Origin of the sequence: Promicromonospora sp. NPDC019610, from assembly GCF_044389365.1 — a bacterium.
Lineage (GTDB): Bacteria > Actinomycetota > Actinomycetes > Actinomycetales > Cellulomonadaceae > Promicromonospora.
The window spans coordinates 1705521-1726648 of sequence record NZ_JBIRXX010000002.1; the positions used below are offsets into that span (position 1 = coordinate 1705521).

Annotated in this window: 17 protein-coding genes; 10 read left to right on the forward strand and 7 right to left on the reverse strand. The window is 73.9% G+C overall.

Going from position 1 to position 21128, the window contains the following annotated elements:
- Positions 1 to 84: 84 nt before the first annotated feature.
- Both ACH45N_RS19300 and ACH45N_RS19305 read left to right on the forward strand, forming a co-directional pair.
- The gene (locus ACH45N_RS19300; protein ID WP_397396751.1) at positions 85 to 414 is read left to right on the forward strand and encodes a CU044_2847 family protein; all 330 of its coding nucleotides are present in this window, start codon (positions 85 to 87) and stop codon (positions 412 to 414) included.
- Positions 411 to 2906 (forward strand): substrate-binding domain-containing protein, encoded by a 2496-nt coding sequence (locus ACH45N_RS19305; RefSeq protein WP_397396753.1) that lies wholly within the window; start codon positions 411 to 413, stop codon positions 2904 to 2906. Before ACH45N_RS19300 ends, ACH45N_RS19305 begins: the two co-directional genes overlap by 4 nt.
- 4 nt (positions 2907 to 2910) lie before the next feature.
- On the opposite strand, the gene ACH45N_RS19310 is transcribed toward ACH45N_RS19305, so the two are convergent.
- Together ACH45N_RS19310 and ACH45N_RS19315 are read right to left on the reverse strand one after the other, a co-directional pair.
- Entirely contained in the window at positions 2911 to 5733 is a 2823-nt protein-coding gene (locus ACH45N_RS19310; protein WP_397396755.1) for a GNAT family N-acetyltransferase, read from the reverse strand.
- A gap of 105 nt (positions 5734 to 5838) precedes the next feature.
- The gene (locus ACH45N_RS19315) at positions 5839 to 6294 is read right to left on the reverse strand and encodes a hypothetical protein (protein ID WP_397396757.1); all 456 of its coding nucleotides are present in this window, start codon (positions 6292 to 6294) and stop codon (positions 5839 to 5841) included.
- A gap of 175 nt (positions 6295 to 6469) precedes the next feature.
- On the opposite strand from ACH45N_RS19315, the gene ACH45N_RS19320 reads away from it, so the two are divergent.
- The 3 genes from ACH45N_RS19320 (at position 6470) to ACH45N_RS19330 (ending at position 10686) form a co-directional block, all read left to right on the forward strand.
- The gene (locus ACH45N_RS19320; RefSeq protein ID WP_397396759.1) at positions 6470 to 8959 is read left to right on the forward strand and encodes a DNA topoisomerase (ATP-hydrolyzing) subunit A; all 2490 of its coding nucleotides are present in this window, start codon (positions 6470 to 6472) and stop codon (positions 8957 to 8959) included.
- Between the two features lie 90 nt (positions 8960 to 9049).
- Positions 9050 to 9433, forward strand: coding sequence for a YciI family protein (locus tag ACH45N_RS19325; RefSeq protein WP_397396761.1), 384 nt, complete (start codon positions 9050 to 9052; stop codon positions 9431 to 9433).
- A gap of 17 nt (positions 9434 to 9450) precedes the next feature.
- Complete coding sequence (locus tag ACH45N_RS19330) at positions 9451 to 10686, forward strand: DUF6596 domain-containing protein (RefSeq protein WP_397396763.1); 1236 nt, start codon at positions 9451 to 9453, stop codon at positions 10684 to 10686.
- 6 nt (positions 10687 to 10692) lie between these two features.
- Here ACH45N_RS19330 and ACH45N_RS19335 read toward each other — a convergent pair whose 3' ends face one another.
- Positions 10693 to 12387: an HNH endonuclease gene (locus ACH45N_RS19335; RefSeq protein ID WP_397396765.1), complete on the reverse strand. Its 1695-nt coding sequence runs from the start codon at positions 12385 to 12387 to the stop codon at positions 10693 to 10695.
- A 221-nt stretch (positions 12388 to 12608) separates the two neighbouring features.
- On the opposite strand from ACH45N_RS19335, the gene ACH45N_RS19340 reads away from it, so the two are divergent.
- A complete protein-coding gene (locus ACH45N_RS19340; RefSeq protein WP_397396767.1) occupies positions 12609 to 13073 on the forward strand; it encodes a GNAT family N-acetyltransferase in 465 nt (154 codons plus the stop codon).
- Positions 13070 to 13594, forward strand: a complete 525-nt coding sequence (locus ACH45N_RS19345; RefSeq protein ID WP_397396769.1) for an O-acetyl-ADP-ribose deacetylase — start codon at positions 13070 to 13072, stop codon at positions 13592 to 13594. Before ACH45N_RS19340 ends, ACH45N_RS19345 begins: the two co-directional genes overlap by 4 nt.
- Here the strand turns inward: ACH45N_RS19345 and ACH45N_RS19350 are convergent.
- Genes ACH45N_RS19350 through ACH45N_RS19360 form a run of 3 tightly spaced genes read right to left on the reverse strand, consistent with a single transcriptional unit; the run spans position 13584 to position 16344 of the window.
- Positions 13584 to 14273: an HAD hydrolase-like protein gene (locus ACH45N_RS19350; RefSeq protein ID WP_397396771.1), complete on the reverse strand. Its 690-nt coding sequence runs from the start codon at positions 14271 to 14273 to the stop codon at positions 13584 to 13586. The genes ACH45N_RS19345 and ACH45N_RS19350 overlap by 11 nt on opposite strands.
- Positions 14274 to 14293: 20 nt before the next feature.
- Positions 14294 to 15883: a multicopper oxidase family protein gene (locus tag ACH45N_RS19355; RefSeq protein WP_397396773.1), complete on the reverse strand. Its 1590-nt coding sequence runs from the start codon at positions 15881 to 15883 to the stop codon at positions 14294 to 14296.
- A gap of 32 nt (positions 15884 to 15915) precedes the next feature.
- Positions 15916 to 16344 carry a hypothetical protein gene (locus ACH45N_RS19360; RefSeq protein WP_397396775.1) on the reverse strand — a complete coding sequence of 143 codons (429 nt, stop codon included), beginning with the start codon at positions 16342 to 16344 and terminating at the stop codon, positions 15916 to 15918.
- 131 nt (positions 16345 to 16475) lie between these two features.
- Here ACH45N_RS19360 and ACH45N_RS19365 point away from each other — a divergent pair, with 131 nt between their 5' ends.
- Positions 16476 to 17693: a sensor histidine kinase gene (locus ACH45N_RS19365; protein ID WP_397396777.1), complete on the forward strand. Its 1218-nt coding sequence runs from the start codon at positions 16476 to 16478 to the stop codon at positions 17691 to 17693.
- An 8-nt stretch (positions 17694 to 17701) separates the two neighbouring features.
- Entirely contained in the window at positions 17702 to 18361 is a 660-nt protein-coding gene (locus tag ACH45N_RS19370) for a response regulator (RefSeq protein WP_397396779.1), read from the forward strand.
- 27 nt (positions 18362 to 18388) lie between these two features.
- Here the strand turns inward: ACH45N_RS19370 and fgd are convergent, their stop codons facing one another.
- Positions 18389 to 19390, reverse strand: coding sequence for a glucose-6-phosphate dehydrogenase (coenzyme-F420) (gene fgd / locus ACH45N_RS19375; RefSeq protein ID WP_397396781.1), 1002 nt, complete (start codon positions 19388 to 19390; stop codon positions 18389 to 18391).
- Positions 19391 to 19587: 197 nt separating this feature from the next.
- Here fgd and ACH45N_RS19380 point away from each other — a divergent pair, with 197 nt between their 5' ends.
- Positions 19588 to 21126: a WXG100 family type VII secretion target gene (locus tag ACH45N_RS19380; RefSeq protein ID WP_397396783.1), complete on the forward strand. Its 1539-nt coding sequence runs from the start codon at positions 19588 to 19590 to the stop codon at positions 21124 to 21126.
- The last annotated feature ends 2 nt before the right edge of the window (positions 21127 to 21128 follow it).

Below are 21128 nucleotides of genomic sequence, written 5' to 3' on the forward strand. Positions count from 1 at the left end.
GATGCAAGTGCCCAGGTAGACGAGACGGGAGCAGCGGTCGCCACTACGCTCTTCCCCACACCACGCGTCGGAGGCATTTCGGACATGTCCAGTCAGATCCAGGTCATCGAGATGCCGTTGGACGACGGCGACTCGTTCCTCGTCGAGGTCGCCCGGCCCGTCACCGACGAGCTCGTCCCCGCGGCCCGGCCCGGGGCGTTCGTCGGCCGCGCCGGGGCGACCCTCGACGCCGCGCTCGACGAGCTGCGCCCGGTGCTCGGTACGCTCGCGGGCTGGGCCCGGTCGGCCGGCCCGGACACGGCGGAGGTCGAGTTCGGCCTCAAGCTCACCGCCGGCTCGTCGGTGGTCGTCTCCAGCGGATCGGCCGAGGTGAACTTCACCGTCCGGCTCACGTGGTCGGCCGGGGACCGATGACCGACCCCAACGCCGCGCTGGTCGACATCGGCGGCACGGACGGCCGGGTCGGCGTCGGGTTCGCCGTCGGACCGCGCACGGTGGTCACGTGCCACCACGTCCTGCGTGCGCTGCCGGGCGTGGTCGCGGAGGGCTCCGAGATCGCCGTGACGTTCCATGCGGACCGGCGCAGCAGGACGGCCCGCGTCGTCGTGGACGACGCCGACGCGGACCTGGCGGTGCTGCGCGTCCTGCGCACCGTGCGGATGCCGGACAACCTGACCGTGCTGCGCCTGGTCGAGCCGCGGGTGCGCACCCAGGTGGACGTCTACGGCTATCCCGAGGCCCGTGCCGGCGGGGCGTGGAACCAGTCCGTCGTGGCCGGCCGCGTCGGGCACGACCGCCTGCAGCTCAACTCGACCGACGGCGTCCCCCTCCAGCCGGGCTTCAGCGGCGGCCCCGTCATCGTGCCCGGGACCCCGAACGTCATGGGCATGCTCGTCAAGACCACGGTCGCGGGCGCGCACAGCGACGCGCTGGCGGTCCCCTCCGACGTCATCCGGGGGCTGCTCCCGCCCGCCACGCTGCTCGAGCGGGTCGGGCCGCGGCTGCGGAAGCTCGGTTCCGGGCTCGCGGGGCTCGTGCGGCGGGCCTGGAAGCCGGCCGCCGTCGGGCTGGCGGTGCTGGGCGTCGGCGTCCCCCTCGCGCTGTGGCTGCTGGGCGGCGGCGTCCTGCCAGGGGTGTCGGGGAACTGCGTGGTCCTGGACACCACGGTGTCCACGGAGAAGGACGAGCTCGTCGCGGAGCTCGCCCAGGACTTCGAGAACAGCCGCGGCGTGGGCCGGCGGTGCGTCGACGTGCGGGTCACCGGGCTGACCTCCGGGGTCGCCGCCGCCGCGCTCGCCGACGACTGGCAGTCCGCCGACGCCGCGGTCACCGGCGGGGACCGGCCCGACGTCTGGCTGCCGACGTCGAGCATGTCCGTGGACCAGGTGGCCGCCGAGCGGCCGGAGGCGGTGCCGGACGACGACCGGCTCGGCTCCGTGACCAGCAGCGTCCTCGCGATCGCGGTACCGGCCGCGGACCGGGACGAGCTGTTCCCCGAGGGCGAGGAGGACTGGGCCCGGCTGAGCGAGCTGTCCGCGGACACGGCGTTCGTCCTCGGCCGCGACAACCCGCACAACTCGTCGTCCGGGCTCGCGGCCACGGTCGCCACCTACTACGCGGGGATGTCGGCGGCGGGGTACGCGGAGGTGCTCACGCCCGAGCCGGACTGGGCGGAGGTCGCCGGCCTCGTGACCGACACCGAGGTGGGCAGCTTCGTGCACGGCGTCGAGCAGTCGGTCCAGCGCTACGGTCTCGAGGCGACCGGGTTCATGCGGGAGATCTACGACGAGGGGCAGGCCGACGGGGTGGACGGCGAGCGCCCGCTGAACGCCGTCGTCGTGCAGGAGCAGCTCATCCACCTGTACAACTGCAACGTGCCCGAGGGCGGGCAGATCGAGGAGCTGCGGTGCGACGACCCGCCCGGGCTCCCGCTGACCGCGGTGTACCCGACGGAGGGGTCCCTCGCCCTGGACCACCCGTTCGTCCTCCTCGAACAGGGCGACCCGGACGTGCGGGCGGCCGCCGAGGACTTCTACGCGTACCTGCGCGAGCCGGACGCCCAGGCGAAGTTCGTCGAGCTCGGCTTCCGCGACGCCGCTGAACCGGCCAGTCCCACCGCCGTCCTCGAGGGCACGCTCGGGATCCGTGCCGGCCAGGAGCAGGACCTGCTGCCCGCGCCGCCGGCCGACGTGCTGGGCACGATGTTGGACACCTGGGTCGGGATCCAGCGGCGGGCGAACGTGACGCTCGTGGTCGACGTCTCCGGCTCGATGGGCGACTCCGCGGGCGCGGGCGGGCCGAGCAAGCTGGAGCTCGCCCAGGACGCCGCGAACCTCGGGATCGGCATGCTGACGCCTGCGGACCGGCTCGGGATCACGGTGTTCTCCGACGACGTGCGGAGCGCGCTGCCGGCCACCGACCAGGAGGCGGCCGCCGCGCTGCCGCCGTGCGCGGCGGACCGGACCGGCGGGTGCGTCGCCGCGGACTGCGCGGACACGCCCGCGCCGGAGCTGCGCGCGTGCGTGGTCGACGCGCTGCGGGCGGACGGCAACACCGCGCTGTACGGGGCCGTGACCACGGCCTTCGACCAGGCGCACGAGCTGCACGAGGCCGACCGGATCAACGCCGTGGTGGTGCTGAGCGACGGCGAGGAGACCAAGGACCCCGACGGTCTCGACGGCCTGCTGGCGCACCTGCGGGATCCCGGCCTGAACAACGACGACCATCGCGTGCAGGTCTACACGGTGGCCTACGGCGCCGACGCGGCCAGCGCCACCGGGGCACTGGAGGAGATCGCGGCGGCCTCCGGCGGCGCGTTCTACGACGCGACGAGCGCCGAGGACATCGGGGAGGTCATGACGGACGTGTTCGCCAACTTCGGCGGCGACCCGACGCGGCAGGAGTAGGCGCTCAGCCCGGCAGCGCCCGGCGCAGGGCGTCCGTGCGGCGCTCGGCGGGGCGCAGCCGGATCGTCGCGTGCAGCACGGAGGCGCCGCGCTCCGCCACGGCCACCGGGTACAGCTCCACGGACGCGAGCTCCGGCAGGTCCTCCGCCATGACCGAGACGCGGGCCAGCACGTCCTCCAGGGCGGCGACGTCGGCGGCGGGCGCGCCCTGGTACCCGAACAGCCGGGGCGCCGCGCGCACGCCGCGCACCATCCGGGCCACGTCCACGTCGGTCAGGGGCGGCACGCCGTGGGTCACGTCGTCGAGCAGGTCGACGGCGTCGCCCGCCAGCCCGAACGAGACCACGGGCCCGAACAGCTCGTCCTCCACGGACCGCACCACGCACGCCACGCCCGTGGGCGCCATGGCCTGCACCTCCAGCACCGGGTCGGGCGCGGGCAGCAGGGCGGACGCCGCGGCGAGCATGCGCTCGGCGTCCTCCGTCAGGTCCTCGGCGTCGGCGATGTCGAGGCGCACGCCGCCCAGGTCGGCACGGTGCCGCAGCGCGGGCGAGGCGATCTTGAGCGCCACCGGCCAGCCCAGCTCCTGCGCGGCGGCCACCGCCTCCTGCGGCGTCCGCACGAGCCGGGAGCCCCACAGGGTCAGGCCGTAGCAGGCGAGCAGCTCCGTCGCCGCCTCCTGGTCCAGGACCGTGCCGTCGGGGTGCCGCCCGAGCAGCGACTCCACGAGGGTGCGCGCCTGGGTGCGGGCCACGCCGTCGGACACGCCCTCCCGGAGGGCGGGGCGCACCGGGGCGCCGTGGTCCTGGGTGCGCCACCGCGCGTAGCGCACCACCTCGCCGAGGGCCCAGACGGCGTCCTCGGGCGTGGAGAAGGCGGGCAGGCGCACCTCGCGCCCGTCGTGGCTCGCCGCGAGCTCGTCGGGCATGCCGTGCAGGCCCAGCGCGCTGACGACGGTGGTGCGGCCCGTGCGGGCAGCGGCCTCGGCCACGGCGCGGGCCATCGCCTCGGTGCGCGGCAGCACCACGGGCACGGACACCAGGACGACGGCGTCGCACGCGTCCGGCGCGTAGAGGGCGTCGACGGCGGCGGCGATCTCGTCGTCGGGCGCCCCCGCCGACAGCGACTCCGGCGGCCCGACGACGGTCAGGCCGGCGGCCGCCACGGCGTCGGCCACGAGCGCGGCGAGCGACGGCGAGCTGGCGAGGATGCCCACCCGGCCGCCCGCGGGGAGCGGCTGGTGCGCCAGCACCTGCGCGACGTCCATGAGCTGGTGCGTGTTCTCCGCGCGGATCACGCCGGACTGCCGCAGCACCTCGTCGAGCATCCGGCGCGGGGCGCGCGTGGCGCGCACGGTGTGGCCGGGCGGCACCACGCTGCCGTGCCGCCCGGCCACGACCACGACGACGGGCTTGACCAGCGCGAGCCGGCGGGCGATGCGCGAGAACTTGCGCGGGTTGCCGAGCGTCTCCAGGTACAGGCACACGACGTCGGTGTGCGGGTCGTCCTGCCAGTACTGCATGACGTCGTTGCCCGACACGTCGGCCCGGTGCCCCGCGGAGACCAGCGTGGACAAGCCCAGGCCGCGCCGCTTGACCGTCTCCGCCGCGGTGACGGCGGTCGGGGCGCTCTGGCTGAACAGGCCCACGCGCCCCGGCCGCGGCGCGGTCAGCGCCAGGCTCGCGCGCAGGCGCGCGCCCGGCACGTTGGTGAGCAGGCCGTAGCTCGCCGGGCCCACCACGCGCATGCCCTCGCCGTGCGCGGTGCGCAGCAGCTCGCGGCGGCGGGCCATGCCGGCCGGCCCGGCCTCGGCCCAGCCCGCCGAGAGCACGACGACGCCGTGGGCGCCCGTCCCCCGCAGGCGGCGGACGGTGTCGATCACCTCGTCGGGCGGGGCGGCGACGACGGCGAGGTCGACGCCGGTCGGGCCGGTGCTGCTGTCGGGGCCGGTGCTGCTGTCGGGGCCGGTGCTGCTGTCGGGGGCGAGGTCCGCCCAGGTCACGTCGTCGCCGAGCACCAGGAGCTCGGTGTCGCCGGGGTCGGCGGCGTGGGCCTCGCGCACGCGGTCGACGAGCAGCTCGTCGATCGTGGTGTCGTCGGCGGACTGGCCGGTGCCCGCGGGGCCGACCAGGAGCACCCGCCGCGCCGAGAGCAGGCCCTGCATGGAGCGGGCCTCGGTGCGGTGCTCGCGGTCGGCCATCACCTCGCGGGACCGGTCCGTGGGGTCGAGGTCGACCGAGACCGTCACCACGCCGTCGTCCAGGTGCTGCTCGACGGCGTAGCCCGCCTCCCGGAAGACGCCCAGCATGGCGCGGTTCTGCGGCAGCACCTCGGCGATGAACCGGTGCACGCCCCGCTCGCGCGCCGCCGCGGCGATGTGCTCCAGCAGGACGGAACCGAGGCCCTGGCCCTGGAGCGCGTCCGCGATGTTGAAGGCTACCTCGGCGGTGCGGCGGCCCGGCTGGTCGTCGGTCACGTCGTACCGCGTGACGCCGACGATGTCCTCGCGGCTCGTGCCGTCGTCGTCCGTACCCGGCCGGACGGCGACGAGCGCGGCCCGGCGCACGTGGTCCACCGTGACGAGCTGGGTGAGCAGGCGCTCCGGGATGCGCTGCAGCGCGGCGAAGAACCGCAGGTAGGTGGAGCGCTCGGACTGGGCCATCTGGAAGCGCTGGAGCGCGTCGGCGTCCTCGGGCCGGATGGGGCGCACGTGCGCGGTCGAGCCGTCGCGCAGCACCACGTCGGCCTCCCACTCGACCGGGTAGCCGGTCGCGTAGGGCGAGCGCACCGTGCCCACCTTCCGGTCGGCCCGTTCTGGCTGGTCCACGGGACAAGGCTAACGACCCCGCCGGAGGCGCGGCCGTCCCGGGCGTCAGACCGGCGGTCGGCCCGCTGCTCGGCCCACTGCTCGGCCCACTGCTCGGCCCACTGCTCAGCCCACGAGGACCATGCCCACGAGCAGCATCACGGCGAAGCCCACGAGCACGAGGCGCTGGCGCCGGTTGGGGCCGGACGCCGTCAGGATCGCCGCGACCGCAGGACCCGCCGCGAGCAGCAGCCATGCCCCGACCGACGGCGCCACGTTCGCGGCGACGGCGGCGACCGCGACGACCACCAGGCCGTGCACCACGCCGAGCCCGACCCGCATGGCGACCACGATGTGCAGCACCGCCGCGAGGATCGCCAGACCCGCCCACATGGTGATGCCCTGCTCCAGGCAGCCCCACTCCTGCTGGGCGCAGCGCCACGACTGCATCCACCACGTGACGAGGGCGCCGAGCACCAGGACGGGCACCACGCTGAGCCCGACCACGCCGTAGGCGAGGCCGATCCTGGCGAGCCAGCCCGGAACGGTCGTCGACCTGCTGACCAGCGGCAATTCGGGCATACCTGAATACTGCCAGGTGGGACGAGGTCTGTGCACACGGCTCGGCGATGACCTGGTGAGACGTCCGTGAAAGCCTCCTGTGCGCAGGGGCGTGTGCGCGGCGGGGAGTGTGGGTGGCGCGAGGTACGGTTTGCCTGTCCACGTCCAGCCCCAGAGCCCAGGAGCCCCACGAACCATGGCGCGCAAGCCGTCGCAGCCGCTCGACGAGAGCGAGATCCACGAGAAGGTCGTGGACATCGACGTCGCCTCGGAGATGGAGGCCTCGTTCCTCGAGTACGCCTACTCCGTCATCTACTCGCGGGCGCTCCCCGACGCACGTGACGGCCTCAAGCCCGTGCAGCGCCGCATCCTGTACATGATGTCGGACATGGGGCTGCGGCCCGACCGCGCGCACGTCAAGTCGTCGCGCGTCGTCGGCGAGGTCATGGGAAAGCTGCACCCCCACGGTGACGCCCCGATCTACGACGCGCTCGTGCGCCTGGCACAGGACTTCTCGCTGCGGCTCCCGCTCGTGGACGGGCACGGCAACTTCGGCTCGCTCGACGACGGCCCCGCCGCCCCCCGGTACACCGAGGCGCGGCTCGCGGCGCCGTCGATGGCGATGACCACGGGTCTCGACGAGAACGTCGTGGACTTCGTACCGAACTACGACAACAAGCTCACCCAGCCCGAGGTGCTGCCCGCCGCGATCCCGAACCTGCTGGTCAACGGCGCGTCCGGCATCGCCGTCGGCATGGCCACGAACATGGCGCCGCACAATCTCGTCGAGGTCGTCTCGGCGGCGCAGCACCTGATCAAGAACCCCGAGGCCACGCTGGAGGACCTGCAGCGGTTCGTGCCCGGGCCAGACCTGCCCACGGGCGGCAAGATCGTCGGGCTGGAGGGCGTGCGCGACGGCTACCGCACGGGTCGCGGCAGCTTCCGCACCCGCGCCACCGCGCGGATCGAGAACGTGACGCCGCGCCGCAAGGGCATCGTCGTCACCGAGCTGCCCTACCTCGTGGGCCCGGAGAAGGTGATCGAGAAGATCGCCGACGGCGTCAAGGCCAAGCGTATCCAGGGCGTGGCCAACGTCCAGGACCTCACCGACCGCACGCACGGGCTGCGCCTCGTGATCGAGGTCAAGACCGGGTTCGACCCGGACGCCGTGCTGGAGCAGCTCTACCGCGTCACGCCGCTCGAGGACTCGTTCGGCATCAACAACGTGGCCCTGGTCGACGGCCAGCCGCGCACGCTCGGCCTGCTCGAGATGCTGCGGGTCTGGGTGGACCACCGCATCCTGGTGGTACGGCGCCGCTCGCAGTACCGCCTGGACAAGCGGTTGGAGCGGCTGCACCTGGTCGACGGCCTGCTCATCGCGATCGTCGACATCGACGAGGTCATCCAGGTCATCCGCTCGTCCGACGACGCCGCCATCGCGCGCGACCGGCTGCGCGAGATCTTCGACCTGTCCGAGCCGCAGGCGTCCTACATCCTCGACCTGCAGCTGCGCCGCCTGACCAAGTTCTCCCGCATCGAGCTGGAGAAGGAGGCCGAGGAGCTGCGCCGCGAGATCGCGGAGCTGGAGCAGATCCTCGGCGACGAGAAGCTGCTGCGCCGCCTCGTGAGCACCGAGATGGGCGAGGTGGCCAAGACGTACGGCACGCCGCGCCGCACCGTGCTGCTCGACGCAGCGGGCGGGTCCGTCGGCTCCGTGGCCGTGGCCCCCGCGAACGGGCGGGCGAACGGACGTCGAGGCCAGTCCGAGCCGCTGGACCTGCAGATCAAGGACCAGCCCACCCGCGTGGTCCTGTCGGCCACCGGCCTGCTGGCCCGGCTCCCCGACGACGTCCCCGTGCCGCGTGACGGCAACCGCGCCGCGCACGACGCCCTGCGGGGCGACGCCGCGGCGTCCACCCGCGGTCACGTGGGCCTGGTGACGTCCGCCGGGCGGATGCTGCGCATCTCCGTGCTCGACCTGCCCTCGCTCCCGCCGACGGACGGCGCGCCGTCGCTGTCGGGCGGCATCCCGGTCAGCGAGCTCGTGGAGCTGGAGCGCGGCGAGAGCGTGCTGGCCGTGACGGGGCTCGGCGCCGACGCGCCGACCGTCGCCGTCGGGACGGCGCAGGGCATCGTCAAGCGGGTCGCACCGTCCGACGCCCCGGCCAAGGGCGACGAGTGGCCCGTCATCGCGCTCAAGGACGGCGACTCCGTGATCGGTGCCGCCGTCGTGGCCGACGACGACGAGCTGGTCTTCGTGGCCGACGACACCTCGCTGCTGCACTTCCCCGCGTCGTCCGTGCGCCCGCAGGGTCGCGCGGCAGGCGGCATGGCGGGCATCAAGCTCGCCGAGGGCGGGCGGGCCGTGTTCTTCGGCGCCGTCCCGGCCGGGGTCGACGCGACCGTCGTGACGATCGCCGGCGCAGGCGACGCGCTGCCGGGCATCGAACCAGGCGCGGGCAAGGTGACGCCGTTCGCGCTGTACCCGGGCAAGGGCCGGGCGACCGGCGGCGTCCGGTCGCAGCGGCTCCTGAAGGGTGAGGACGGCCTCATCCTGGCCTGGGTCGGCGCCACTCCCCCGCGCGCGCTCGGCGCCGGCGGCCAGCCCGTCGAGCTGCCCGAGGTGGACCAGCGCCGGGACGGCTCCGGGACGCCCATCGCGGTGCCGGTCGCGGTCATCGGGTGATCTCGGGAAAGTAGTGCAGTGGGAGGTGTCGATTCCGGCGCGGCTCGCCCGTCCAAGGCGTGTCAACATCCCACCAACGAGGAGCACGTCATGACCGACACCTGGGTCTTCCTGATCCGCGAGAACGACTGGGACTCGGACGCCTACCTCCCGGAGAACCTGCGCGGGCGCAACCGCCAGGAGCTCTCCGAGGACATGGCCGCCCACGAGCGCTTCAGCGAGGCCGTGGCTGCCCTGGGCGTGAAGATCACCGGCGGCGACGCCCTGCAGAACGCGAAGTACGGCGGGTACGTCGCCGTCGGCAAGGATGGCGCCGAACCCGTGTACACCGACGCGCCGTTCACCGACACCAACGAGGTGATCACGGGGTTCTACCAGGTCGAGTGCGACGAGGCCACGGCCCGCAAGATCGCGGCGCTCGTCCCGAGCGGCAACGTGGTCGAGTGGCGCAAGGTCATGAGCTTCGGTTCCTGACCGACGGACCCCGACCGGTGATCGACCCCGCGGCGTTCCGCACCGCCTGGCCCCAGGTGGTGCGGTCGCTCGCGGTGACCACACGCAGCCTGGACCACGGCGAGGAGTACGCCGCCGAGGCGTTCGCGCGCGCCGCGGCGCAGCCCGACGGTGCGATCGACGACCTGGTGGGCTGGTGCGTGCAGGTCGGCCGGCGCACCTGGCTCGACGGGCTGCGCCACCAGGGTGTGTTCGACCGGATCCAGCCGCAGCTCGCTCGCCCGGAGGTGGCCGACGTGGACACGCCGCACGCCCCGGGCGACGAGCTGGACGACCGCCTGGCGCTGCTGTTCGTCGCCTGTGACGACGCGCTCGCGCCCGGCGCCCAGCTCGTGCTCGCGATGCGCGTGGTCTGCGGGCTCACGATCCGGCAGATCGCGGGGCACCTCGGCATCGCCGAGGCGACCGCGGCCGCCCGGCTCACCCGCGCAAAGTCGGCGCTGGCCCGGGCGCGCGGCGAGTTCGCCGTGCCCGACGGGCCCGCGCGTGCGGCGCGGCTGCCCGTGGTGCTCGCCTGCGTGGCCGGCCTGTTCACCGTGGGCCAGCGGGAGGAGCTGCAGCCCGCGGACGCGACGCAGGATCCGGCACGTGACGCGCTGACGCTCGCCGAGGCGCTGGTGGCGGAGTATCCGGACGACGCCGAGGTGCTCGGCCTGCGCGCGGTCTGCCGGCTCGGACTGGCCCGGCGCCCCGGCCGGGTGCGCGACGGGGTGGCGCTCCCCCTCGACGAGGTGGACCGGTCGGCGTGGGACCGGCGGCTGCTGTCCGCCGGGCTCGACGACGCCGCGGTCGCGCTCACTCGGTCGACGTCCCCAGAAGCCCCGGGACCGCCCGGCCGCTTCGTGCTGGAAGCCGCGATCTCCGGCGTGCACGCCACGGCACCGGACGCCGCCGCCACGGACTGGCCACGGCTCGCCCAGCTCTACGACGCGCTGGCCGACACCTGGCCGTCCCCGTCGACGCAGGTCGCCCGGCTGGTGGTGCTCGGCCGGCTCGCGCTGCGCGACGGCGGCGACCTCGTCCCGGTCGAACGCGAGCTCGAGTCGCTGGTCGCGGACGGCCCGCCGTACGCCGCCCGCGACGCGAGCCTGACGCTCGCCGACCTGGCCCGCCGGACCGGCCGCACCGACGAGGCGGCCGGCCGGTACCGCGAGCTGCTCGACGTGGTGCCCGAGGGCCCGCTGCGCGAGTTCTGTCGCCGGTATGCGGGGTGAGGTGACTCAGAACGGCGGCTGGCCTGGGCAGGCCGGGCCCGAAGGGCCGGCGGACTCGGCCGGCGTCGCATCAGGCTCGGCCGTGGTGCGCCGGCGCGGTAGTCGTCGACCCGTCACGGACCGCCTTGTGAGGTCGTAGCTCGAGTCAGGGTCGATGTCATCGAATTCCACATGGGTGTCCAGGACCGTCGGCGGGCGCGTGTGTACTCGGCCTGAGGGCGCGGTCCAGGTCGTCATGCCGCTGTCGGCGTCCCGTACGACACCCCATCCTCCGTGCGTCTTCAGCAGGTGGTGCCGTCGACACAGGGGTTGCAGGTTGTCGGCGCGGGTCTGCCCGGGTGTGTCGAGCGGGAGCACCGAGGGGTCGAGATCGTGGTCGAAGGGCACGATGTGGTCCAGGTCGTCCCAGTCCGCAGGATGCTCGCAGTGCGGAAACGCGCAGGTGCGATCGCGGGCGACCACGGCCTGTCGGAGCAGCTTGCCCGGCCGGTACGACGTGGTGGAGCAATCGGTCAGCACCCCTGTCACCGGGTCGGTCACCAGACGCTGCCAGGTCGCATCCGTCGCCAGGAGCCGAGCCGTCTCCGCGGGGACGGGACCGAACCCCTCCAGCTCTCCGGGCGCGTCGTCCAGACCCAGCAGCGCGGTCGCCGGGACCGTGACCCGCACGATCGGCCGGGTGGGGGTGACCTGCACGACCTGGACCGGCGCACGACCGCCGCACTCGCACTCGTGCACGCCGGGGCCAGAGCCGCTGGAACCATCCGCATCCGCCCCGGCTCCGGCACCCGGACCGGCCGTCCCACCGACCTCCGCGAACCGGCCGGCCGGCACCAGGCGGCCGGTCACGATGCCGGTCAGGCAGTCGGCGCGCAGCTGACCCAGGTCCCGCTCCTCACCGGCGGTTCGCCGGAGCTGGTGCGCCATGTCGTCGACGACGTTCCACAGCGCCATGGCATCGACGGCCGGCAGGTAGGCGGAGAGCCAGCCCATGTCGTTCTCCGCCCGGTCGAGCTGGACGTTGCGGCGCTGTGCGGCGACCCGAGCCGTCTCGGCGGAACCGTGCCGCGACCTCGCGAACGCCAGAAGCTTCGACCGCAGCCACCGCCACGTACGGTACGGCGCCTGCGGCAGGTAGCGCGCGATCGCCTCGGCTCGTTCCTCGAGCGTGAGGTCCGCGGCGGACCGCAGCAGCGTGTGCGCCTTCTTCACGTCGATCTGCCCGGCGGTCAGGGCGGTGATCACGGTGGGATGGTCGACACCGGACTCGCCGCGCACCACGACCTCCGATGCCTCCGCCCCGGTGACGACCAGCTCACCCGTCACCTGCGCGACCAGTGAGCTGTGCGCCAGCGGGCTCGTCTCCCTGCTCGCCCGCTCGCCCACCGTCCGGGCCTGCAGCCCGGCGGCCCAGGACTGCAGCCGCCCGCACGCGACCACCAGGTCACCCAGCGTGTCGTCCGGCAGGTCGGACAACAGACCCGCCTCCGGGCCGGTGAGCTCGTCGACCACCCGCGCCAGCTCGGCGCCCACTGCGCCCGTCAACGCAGCCCGGATCCGGTCGACCGACCAGGCCGAGGACTCGACCGACACAGCGTCGGGCGACCAGGCCGGTAGGCCCTCCCCCACGACCTGCTCCGGAGAGACCTCGTCCTCCAGGAGCGCACGGCCCATCGTTCTGTACTTCCGCCCGTCATCCATGTCACCACCCCCTTGATCCTCACCTTATCCATCAGCCTCAAAGCTGCGGACGCCTGTTCGACCGTAGCCACTCGAACGCCCGCCCGCCCTGCCTTCTGCCAGCCGCGTACGAGCTGTACGGTGCGCCTGCACCGTGTATCGCGCGCGCGGCGGCGGCTGGCAGCGTCCCGGACCCGAAATCCCCTCAGCCGATGTCGGTGTCCAGTGGTTGACTCCAGCGCATGACCGACGACCCGTCCTACGAGTTCTCCACCGACCCCGCCCGCATCGACGCGAGCCGCGTGCACGAGCTTGTCTCGCGGCACACCTACTGGGCGAAGGACCGCCCGCGCGAGGTGATGGATGCCGCCATCGCGGGCTCCCGGCCCTACGGCGTCTACCGGCGGGACACGGGCGAGCAGGTCGGGTTCGCCCGCGTGGTGACGGACGGCGCGACGTTCGCGTGGCTCGCCGACGTCATCGTCGACCCGGACCTGCGCGGGCAGGGCATCGGCAAGCTGCTGGTGGCCGGCGTGGTCGCCGAGCTCGACCGGCTCGGCCTGCGCCGCACGATCCTGGCCACGGCCGACGCCCACGGGCTGTACGCGCAGTTCGGGTGGACGCCGGTCACCGAGGAGTACAAATGGATGGAACGCCCCGGTAGCGCCGCGGGGGCGCCCGCACGTCAACCGGGAGCAGCCACATGAGCCTGTCCATCGAGATCGGTGACCTCACGCGTGTCGAGGCCGACGCCGTCGTCAACGCCGCCAACTCCCTGCTCCTGGGCGGCGGCGGGGTCGACGGCGCGATCCACGCCGCCGCCGGACCCCGCCTCCTGGAGGCCTGCCGGCAGCTCCGGAACACGACGCACCGCGACGGCCTGGCCGTCGGCGACGCCGTCGCCACGCCCGCGTTCGACCTGCCCGCGTCCTGGGTGATCCACACGGTCGGGCCGAACCTCCACCGCGGTCAGGACGACCCGGCCCTGCTCGCGTCGTGCTTCGCGCGGTCGCTCGACGTCGCCGCCGAGCTCGACCTTCGATCGATCGCCTTCCCCGCGGTGAGCGCGGGCGCCTACGGCTGGCCGGTGTCCGACGTCGCGCGCATCGCCGTGGTGACCACCCGGAACTGGCTCGCCGAGCACTCCGAGGCGGACCTGCAGGACGTGCGGTTCGTCGTGGTCGACGAGCGCGTCCAGCGGGCGTTCGACGACGTGCTCAGCTCGTGAGCAGCTTGCGCAGCTCCTCCGGCGTGGTCGCGATCGCCGCCGCGCCCGCCGTCTCCAGCTCCCCGGGCACGGCGTAGCCCCAGGTCACGCCCACGGTCGCGACGCCGTGGTGGGCGGCCGCGTGCACGTCGTGCTCGCGGTCGCCCACCATCACGACCTGCGCGGCGTCGGCCCCGAGGGCCACGGCGTGCGCCGCAGCCCGCTCCACCACGACCTCCTTGCCCTGCAGGAGCCCGGCCGCCTCCGCGGCCGCTCCGTGCACGCCGTCCAGACCGCCCTCGAGGTAGCCGTCCAGCCCGAAGTGCTCCACGATCTCGCGCGCGTAGTGTTCGGGCTTGGCAGTCGCGACCAGGAGCGTCAGCCCGGCCTCCCGGAGCCCCGCGAGCGCCTCCGGCATGCCGGGGATCACCGAGTTGTCGAACATGCCGTGCACCTCGAAGTCGCTCCGGTAGGCGGTGATCACGGCGTTCGCGTCGGCGTCGGACAGGCCGACCCGGGTCATGCTGGCCCCGAGGGGCGGGCCCACGAAGGTGCGCAGCACCGCGTCGGAGGGGACGTCGAAGCCGGCGTTCGTGAAGCCGGTGCGCAGCGACGCGATGATGCCGGGTGCGGAGTCGGTGAGGGTGCCGTCGAGGTCGAGCAGGACGTGCGTGGTGCGGGAGGGGAGCGAGAGAGTCACGGCACGAGCGTCGCACAGGTTCAGTGGTGCCCCTGGTGCGCGTCCGCGCCGGGCACGTACCGGGGCCCGGTCCCGGAGGCGGGCACGGCAGCGGCGTCGAGGCCGGCCCCGTCGTGCCCGCTCCCGTCGTGCCCGCTCCCGTGGTGCTCCGGCACGGTCCCCGGTTCCTGCCCCGGTTCGACGACGACGAACTGCCCCATCATCCCCTCGTCCTCGTGCAGCAGCATGTGGCAGTGGAACATGTAGGGCACGTCCGGGTCGGTGTAGTCGTCGAACCGCATGAGCAGCCGGTACGTGCGTTGCGGCTCCAGGTACACGGTGTCCTTGGGCCCGGCGAGCTCCGGGGGCGGCGGGTCGCCGTCGACGGTCAGGATGCGGAACTGGACGTCGTGCACGTGGAAGCTGTGCGGCATCGGCACGATGCTGCGCACCTGCCACACCTCGGTGTCGCCGACGGTGGCGGCCTCGTCGATGCGGGCCATGTCCATGGTCCGGCCGTTGATGTGCCGGTCGTCGAGCTCGAACTCGCGTGTCACGGCGGCGTCGGACTCCCGCAGCGCGTCCTCACCGGCATGGACGGACGGCGTCCAGGCGGGCTCGGGCGACGGCGCGAGCCGGTCCGCGGCCCGCAGCTCCAGCACGTCGAACGCGTCGTTGCCGCCCATCGCGAACGGGACGACGACGCCGCCCAGGTCGGCCTCGAACGAGTGCAGTCGGGTGGTCTCCCCGGGCGCCATGCGCACGACGACCTCGGCGCGCTCGCCGGGCGCGAGCCGCACCTGCTTCAGCCGGACCGGCGCGTCGAGCAGCCCGCCGTCGGTCGCGACCAGGTCCATCTCCCGGTCCGGGAAGCCGAGCTGGTAGGTGCGCGCGGTCGAGCCGTTGAGCAGCCGCAGGCGCACGCGCTCCGTGGTCACCTCGTGGTAGGCGCCCACCGTGCCGTTGGCCAGGACGATCTTGCCGAGCGTGCCGGGTTCGCTGCCGTTGTCCTCCAGCTCGAGCTGGCCGTCGTCGTCGAGGATCTTGTCCTGCACGATCACCGGCACGTCGTCGATGCCGTACTCCTGCGGCAGGTCGGCGCGGCGGGACGCGTCGTCGTCCAGGAGGAACAGGCCCGCCAGGCCGCGGTAGACGTGCTTCTCCGTGGCGCCGTGGGGGTGCGGGTGGTACCAGAGGGTGGCGGCGGGCTGGTCGATCCGCCAGGTCGGGCGCCAGGTGGCGCCCGGCTCGACCTCCTGGTGCGGCCCGCCGTCCATGGCGGCGGGCAGGTGCATGCCGTGCCAGTGCACGCTGGTCGGCTCGGCCAGGTCGTTGGTGACGTCGACGGCGACACGTTCACCGCGCTCGGCGCGCAGGGTCGGCCCCAGGTAGGAGCCGTCGAAGCCCCAGGTGCGGGTCTCGATCCCGGGCAGGAGCTCGGTGGTGCCCTCCTGCGCGGTGAGCGAGAAGACGCGTGTGCCGTCCACGACCCGTGACGGCGCCAGGGGCGGGATCGCGAGCTCGTTCGTGAACTCGACCTCGTCCACCGGGGTGACGGAGCCGGGGACGAGGGCGCAGCCGGCGAGCGCGAGCAGCAGCGCCACCGTGCCGGCGGCCACGGACCCGGCCACGTGAGCAGGACCGACGCGCCTCGTCGGCCGGATCATCGCGCACCCCCGCGCAGGCGCTGCACGCTCGCGGCGACGAGGCCGGCGAGCGCGCCCCACATCGTGTCGAAGGCCAGGGCGGGGAGGAGGGTCCACGCCGGTCCGCCGCCCGGGCCGAAGCCGGAGAGCACCGGGACGAGCGTGCCGATGACGGTGGCGACCAGCCCGTAGGCCAGGCCGGTCAGGGTCAGGGTGAGCACGGGGCGGGGCACGCGGCCCAGCCCGACGACGCCGATCCAGACGGCGGCGGTGAGGCCGATGATCGTCAGCGCCCGGGGTGCGCCGGTGCCGAGCGCGCCCGTCAGGCCGGTGAGCGGCCAGAGCAGGGCCAGCGCGGACAGGCCCGCGACGAGGGTCCAGGAGACGGCGGCGGGGCCGGGCACAGGGCCCGGCGAGGGGCGGGCCGGAAGGTGTGGTGAGGTCATGCCCCGACGGTGCCCGCCGGGGCCGGAGTGCCACATCGGCCCGGGATCGTCTCCTGGTGTCGCCCGGAGGCGACTCGAACCCTGGACCGTGGTCTGATGCCTCAGGGTCGGGCCGTCCGTAGGGTGTCGGTGTGCCCGAGCAGAGCGAGGTCCCGCGGACCGCCGACCCACGTGTCGCCGCCGACCCCCGTGTCGCCGTCGACCCACGTGTGACCGTCGACCCACGCGTCGTCGACGTCGCGCTGGCGATCGCCATGGCGCTGGTGGTCGCGGTCGTCATCGCCGCGGACCCTGACGCGGCGCGGCACGCGGGGCCGGGGGCGTACCTGTTCGCGGTGGGTTTCGGGGCGCTGGTCCTGCTGCGGCGCCGGATGCCGCGCACGATGGTGGTGCTCACGGTCCTGGGCGTCTTCGCCTACTACACGTTCCAGTTCGCGCCGATCGGCATGGCGCTGCCGGCGGTCGCGGCGCTGTACTCGGCGGCGGAGGTGCGCCGTACGGGCTGGGCGGTCGTCGGGGGCGCCGTGCTGGTCGCCGTCGCGACCTACTACCGGGTGACGGGCACCGAGGAGGAGTACCTGACGCCGTACGACCTGGTCACGAACCTCGCGCTGGTCGCGGCGGCGATCGCGCTGGGTGTCGCGGTGCGCCTCTCGCGCGAGGCGCGCGTGCACGAGGCGCACGAGGCCGAGCAGCGGCTGCAGGCGGAGCGGCTGCGCATCGCGCGGGACCTGCACGACGTCGTGGGGCACAACCTGTCGGTGATCGCCCTGCACTCCGGCGTCGCCGCGGAGGCGGTGGGGCGGGACGACGACGCCGCCCGGGGCGCGCTGCACCATGTCCGGGAGGCGACGTCGGGCACTCTGCGCGAGCTGCGCTCGACGGTGCGGGTGCTGCGCGGGTCCGCGCGCACCGCGGGCGCCGACGCCGCGGGGGCCGACGCCGCGGGGCCTGACGCCGCACCGACCGGCCTGGCCGGCATCGACGCGCTGGCGGCGTCGGCCCGGGCGGCGGGCCTCACGGTCGACGTCACGCTCGACGTGCCGCCCGGCGTGCTCGACGGCGCGATCGACGCCGCCGCCTACCGGATCGTCCAGGAGTCGCTGACCAACGTGCTGCGGCACGCGGGCGCCGCGCGCGTGGCGGTGTCCGCGCGGGTCGACGGCGGTCGCCTCGCCCTGCGGGTGTCCGACGACGGCCGGGGTGCCGGCCGCGACGTCGTCCCCGGGTCCGGGATCTCCGGGATGCGTGAGCGGGTCGCGCTGCTGGGTGGCACCCTGGGCGCGGGCGACGCCCCGGACGGCGGTTTCCTCGTCGTCGCCGACCTGCCCCTGCGACTGGAAGGTTGAGACCGGCCATGATCCGGATCGTGCTGGTGGACGACCAGGAGCTCGTGCGCGCGGGCCTGCGGGCCCTCGCGGAGAGCGACGGCGACATCACGGTGGTCGGCGAGGCCACCGACGGGCTGGCGGGGGTGTCCCGGGTGCGGGAGCTGCGCCCCGACGTGGTGCTGATGGACATCCGGATGCCCCGGCTGGACGGGCTGGCCGCGACCCGGGAGATCGTCGCGGACCCGGCGCTGACGGGCACCCGGGTGCTGGTCCTGACCACGTTCGACGAGGACGACCACGTCTTCGAGGCCGTCCGGTCGGGCGCGGCCGGCTACCTGCTCAAGGACGTGGCCCCGGCCGAGCTGCGCCGTGCCGTCCGCGTGGTCGCGGCGGGCGACGCGCTCCTCGACCCGGCGGTGACCGCCACGGTCCTGCGCGCCGTCGCCGCGGGCCCGGCGCCCCGGACCGGCGCCGACGACCGGCTGGCCGCGCTCACCGAGCGCGAGCGGGAGGTGCTGCAGCAGCTCGGCCGCGGGCTGACGAACGACGAGATCGCCGCCGAGCTCTACCTCAGCCCGGCCACCGCGCGCACCTATGTGAGCCGGCTGCTCGCCAAGCTCGGCGCGCGCGACCGGGCGGCCCTGGTGATCCTGGCGTACGAGACGGGCCTGGTCAGGACACCCTGACCAGGCCCGCCGGGGACGACCGGGACCTCAGAGCGCCCGCAGCCTCGGCAGCACGTCCTCGCCGAACTGCGTGAGGAACCGCTCCTGGTCGTGACCCGGCCCGTGCACCACGAGGTGGCCCAGCCCGGCGTCGACGTAGGGCTTGATCATCGCGACGGCCTCGTCCGGGTCGGACGCGACGATCCAGCGCTTCGCGACCTGCTCGATCGGCAGCTCGTCCGCGAGCTGCTCCATCTCGGTGGCCGAGGTGACGCTGTGCTTCTGCTCGGGCGTGAGCGACAGCGGCGCCCAGAACCGGGTGTTCTCCAGCGCGGCGGCCGGGTCGCGGTCGTAGGAGATCTTGATCTCGATCATCTTGTCGACGTCGGCCACGTCGCGCTCTGCCTTGGCCGCGCCCTCGGCGACCGCGGGCAGCAGCTTCTCCGTGTACAGGTCCATGCCCTTGCCGGACGTGCAGATGAAGCCGTCGCCCGCGCGTCCCGCGTACCGGGCCACGAGGGGCCCGCCGGCCGCGATGTACACGGGCACGGGGTTCTCGGGCCGGTCGTAGATGTTGGCGCCGACCAGCTCGTAGTAGTCGCCCTTGAAGTCGACCGAGTCCTCGGTCCATAGGGCCCGCATGAGCTGCACGGCCTCGCGCAGACGCGCGAACCGCTCCTTGAACTCGGGCCACTCCATGCCGGACACGGCGGTCTCGTTGAGGGCCTCGCCCGTGCCGACGCCGAGGATGATGCGGTTCTCGGTGAGCAGCGCCAGCGTGGCGAACTGCTGCGCGATCACCGCGGGGTTGTACCGGAACGTGGGGGTCAGCACGCTCGTGCCGAGCTGGATGCGGGACGTGCGCTCCCCCGCTGCGGCGAGCCAGGCGAGGGCCGACGGCGCGTGACCCCCCTCGTGCCGCCACGGCAGGAAGTGGTCGGAGACCATCGCGCTGTCCAGTCCCACCTCCTCGGCGCGTACTGCGAGCTCAACCAGCTCGCGCGGCCCGAACTGCTCGGCGGACGCCTTGTACCCGATCTTCAGAGTCACGGTTGCGACCCTACGCCGCATCGCCCGCGCGCGAACCCGCTCGTCGCGCACATCACATCATTGCTGCTCAGGACTATCCGACGACGGGGCAGACCGGACGCCAGGAAGAATCGCCCGGGCCGGGAAGTTCTCCCCATGGCCGTCCCGGCCGGGTACCGCTAGGTTCGCCTCTGCCGGTCGACAGCGGGGGGAAGACAATGGGTGAGGTCTGGGGCTCCGACGTCGCCCAGCTGCGCACTCTCGCGGCCACGATGCGGGACCGGACGCAGGCGCTGGAGACCATGCGGGCCCTGGTGGACTCCCTCGTCGGCGACCTGGACTGGTTCGGCCCCAGCGGCCAGCAGTTCCGCGCGGAGTGGTCGGACACGCACCGCGGCGGTCTGACCGCGGCCATCGACTCCCTGGTCCAGGCGGGCCACGCCCTGGACCGCAACGCCGACGACCAGGAACGCACCAGCGCGGACGCCGGGCTCGCAGGCGGCACGACAGGGACGAGCGGGGCGACGGGCACGAGCGGGGCCGGCGGCGGCCCGGCCGGGACCAGCACCCCGGCGCCCGCCGCTCCCCCGGTCCCCACGCTCACCCCGGACGAGTACCTCGACCTGTCGGAGGGCGAGCGCACGGACTGGCTGGCCACGGCGTCCGACGAGCAGATCGCTGCCCTCCTGGCCTCGTTGGAGGCGCAGGGCCTGTACCCGGGGCCGGACGCCGGCCCGGTCGCGAACGCGCACTGGACGCGGCAGGCTGCCCAGGACGCCGGCATCGACTACCTCGCGTGGGACCCGCGCCTCGGGGCCGAGGCGAACCAGGGCAACATCGAGGCCGTCTACGAGTACTACGCCGACCTCTACCTGAACAACCCCGACCTGCAGTGGGCCGGGATGGCCGCGATGATCGGGCCGTCGTTCGCCGCGGGGTTCCTCGACCTGGCCCTGATGCGCGACGTCGCGCAGGGCGTCGAGGTCGGCGGCGAGGTGCTCCAGCACCTGCCGGGCGGCCTCGCCCAGGGTGCCCTCATCGAGCAGGTCGCCGGCATGACCGACGACGAGCTGCAGTTCTACGAGACGACGTTCCTCGCGATGCAGCAGGAGATCTTCGCCGACCAGGCCTCCATGCACGCCGCCTACGAGCACGGAGGCATGGCCGAGATCCAGCGGATGTACGAGTCCGGTGCGATCGACGAGGCGGTGTACGACTCCTGGGCTGACATCGACTCCGGCGATCCCACCCGCGTGGCGGAAGGCAACACGCAGTTCCTGGACCGCGAGCAGAACCAGATCATCGCGGACGACTACGACGCCATGCGGAACCACCCCGTGACCGGCGAGGCGATGACCTACATGATGACGGTCGTGGGCGAGGCGTCGATCCCGGGCGCGGTCACGTTCGGCGAGCACAACCCGCTCCAGGTCACCGTGGAGACGCCCGGTCCGGAGAACATCGGGATCCCGTTCACGGGCGTGTCGTTCGACAACCCCGCACAGGGGTCGGTCACGATCACCACACCGCTGCCGGACGGCAACATCGCGGACGCAGCGCAGCGCTGGGACTTCGTCTCGAACGACACGTTGCCCGCCTACCAGGAGCTGCTGCGGAACGACCCGGGCCGCGTCCAGGAGCTGTTGCAGACCGACGTGTCCGACCGCATCGAGGAGTACCGGCTGACCAACCCGGACCGGCTGGGTCGCATCGTGGACCGGCTGGCCACGAACTGGGGCGTCGATGTCGACCAGTGACG

Excerpts from the sequence above, each read along its gene's own strand:
- ACH45N_RS19340 (WP_397396767.1), top strand. The coding sequence starts at position 12,609 with ATGACCGACGACCCGTCCTACGAGTTCTCCACCGACCCCGCCCGCATC.
- ACH45N_RS19320 (WP_397396759.1), top strand. The coding sequence starts at position 6,470 with ATGGCGCGCAAGCCGTCGCAGCCGCTCGACGAGAGCGAGATCCACGAG.
- ACH45N_RS19325 (WP_397396761.1), top strand. The coding sequence starts at position 9,050 with ATGACCGACACCTGGGTCTTCCTGATCCGCGAGAACGACTGGGACTCG.
- ACH45N_RS19345 (WP_397396769.1), top strand. The coding sequence starts at position 13,070 with ATGAGCCTGTCCATCGAGATCGGTGACCTCACGCGTGTCGAGGCCGAC.
- ACH45N_RS19300 (WP_397396751.1), top strand. The coding sequence starts at position 85 with ATGTCCAGTCAGATCCAGGTCATCGAGATGCCGTTGGACGACGGCGAC.
- ACH45N_RS19305 (WP_397396753.1), top strand. The coding sequence starts at position 411 with ATGACCGACCCCAACGCCGCGCTGGTCGACATCGGCGGCACGGACGGC.
- ACH45N_RS19335 (WP_397396765.1), bottom strand. The coding sequence starts at position 12,387 with ATGGATGACGGGCGGAAGTACAGAACGATGGGCCGTGCGCTCCTGGAG.
- ACH45N_RS19360 (WP_397396775.1), bottom strand. The coding sequence starts at position 16,344 with ATGACCTCACCACACCTTCCGGCCCGCCCCTCGCCGGGCCCTGTGCCC.
- ACH45N_RS19315 (WP_397396757.1), bottom strand. The coding sequence starts at position 6,294 with ATGCCCGAATTGCCGCTGGTCAGCAGGTCGACGACCGTTCCGGGCTGG.
- ACH45N_RS19370 (WP_397396779.1), top strand. The coding sequence starts at position 17,702 with ATGATCCGGATCGTGCTGGTGGACGACCAGGAGCTCGTGCGCGCGGGC.
- ACH45N_RS19380 (WP_397396783.1), top strand. The coding sequence starts at position 19,588 with ATGGGTGAGGTCTGGGGCTCCGACGTCGCCCAGCTGCGCACTCTCGCG.